Genomic DNA, 1,835 nt, shown 5'->3' with positions numbered 1-1,835 from the left:
TGGTGGGAATCGAGGTTCGCCCTAGATACACGCTTGTAGGTGATTTCCCTGACGTGCCTTGGGCTTGGAAGCTAGGTTCTAGTCCATGTATCTGCGGTCGACTCCTCGACGGAACAAGGACGGCACGGTGGTGCGCTACCTGCAGCTGGCCCACAACGTGTGGGACCCCGCGGCGAAACGCTCCAAGGTGCAGGTCATCTACAACTTCGGCCGGGAGGACGCATCCAACCGGGACGCGCTGCAGCGGCTGGTGGCGTCGGTGACCCGGTTCCTGGACCCCGACGCCGCCCTGTCCGCGACGGTGGACGGGCTGGTGTTCGTGGAGTCCCGGCCGCTGGGCGGCACCTGGGTGCTGGACGGGCTCTGGCAGCAGCTGGAGATCGGCAAGGCGATGAAACGGCTACTCAAGAAACGTCGCCTCGATGCCAGCGCGGAGCGGGTGCTGTTCGCGCTGGTCGCCAACCGCGCCCTGGCACCGTCGTCGAAGCTGGCAGCGGCCCGGTGGGTCAACGACGACGTCGCCATTGACGGGCTGCCCGCCACCAGCGACGACGCCTGCTACCGGGCGATGGACTGGCTGATCGAGATCTCCGCCACGCTCGAGGAAGAGGTGTTCCACCAGGTCGCCAACCTCCTCAACCTGGAGGTCGACCTGCTGTTCTTCGACACCACCTCCACCTACTTCGAGACCGAGGACGCCGACGAGGCCATCGCCCGCGACGAGCAGGGCCGGCCCGTCCCCGAGAACGAGGCGAGTGACGAGCACCAGGTGCGGGGGTTCAGGTCGTTCGGCAAGTCCAAGGACCACCGCGATGACCTGCCGCAGGTCGTGATCGGGATGGCCGTCACCCGCACCGGCATCCCGGTGCGCGTGTGGTCCTGGCCCGGCTGCACCAGCGACTCGGCGCTGATCCGGCAGGTCAAGGACGACATGCGCGACTGGACGCTCTCCAGGATCGTGTGGGTCGCCGACCGCGGCTTCGCCTCCGAACGCAACCGCCACCACCTCCGCACGGGCGACCACCACTACATCATCGGCGAGAAACTCCGCTCCGGGTCGGCCGAGGCCACCGAGGCACTGGCCCGCCAAGGCCGCTACCAGGACGTCCGCGACAACTTGCGGGTCAAGGAGGTCCGCATCCGCGAGGACGAGCGGTTCGTCATCTGCTTCAACCCCGACGCCGCCGACCGCGACGCGAAGACCAGAGACCGCCTGGTCGCCCACCTCACCGAACTGATCGACAACACCGACAAGCTCGCACCGACCAAGCGGGCCGAGCTGCGCGGGGTGATCTCCACCAAGCCCGGACTCAACCGCTACCTGCGCGTCACGCCCGGCGGGCTGCTGCGCATCGATGCCGCGAAGATCAAGGCCGAGGAGAACCTGGACGGCAAGTACCTGCTGCGCACCTCCGACCCCAAGATGACCACCGAGGACATCGCGCTCGGCTACAAGCAACTCCTCGAAGTCGAACGCGGCTGGCGGGACATGAAGCAGGTCATCGACCTGCGGCCGGTGTTCCACCGCAAGGAGGAACGCATCCGTGCGCATGTCCTGCTCTGCTGGCTCGCCCTGCTCCTGGCCCGCATCGCCGAGACCCAGACCGGGCAGACCTGGCCGACACTGCGCCACGAACTCGACCGCATCAAGCTCGGCACCTTCACCGGCCCCGCCGGCACCTTCCAGCAGCGCACCGAGATCACCAAGCCCCAACGCGACCTGCTCCACGCGCTCAAGCTCGACCCACCGCCACGGATCTACCAGCTCGCCCCCGCGAGCCGCTGACCAGCACGAACCACCAGCCCTAGATACACGCCGTCCCACCAGCCGACGG

1 protein-coding gene is annotated in these 1,835 nt (G+C 67.6%); it reads left to right on the top strand.

Going from position 1 to position 1,835, the window contains the following annotated elements; genetic code table 11:
- Positions 1-85: 85 nt before the first annotated feature.
- A complete protein-coding gene (locus IEZ11_RS50310; protein ID WP_189269842.1) occupies positions 86-1,786 on the top strand; it encodes an IS1634 family transposase in 1,701 nt (566 codons plus the stop codon).
- The last annotated feature ends 49 nt before the right edge of the window (positions 1,787-1,835 follow it).

Source organism: Streptomyces fuscichromogenes, assembly GCF_014645815.1.
Lineage (GTDB): Bacteria > Actinomycetota > Actinomycetes > Streptomycetales > Streptomycetaceae > Streptomyces > Streptomyces fuscichromogenes.
This window is presented reverse-complemented; position numbering and strand designations above follow the sequence as displayed.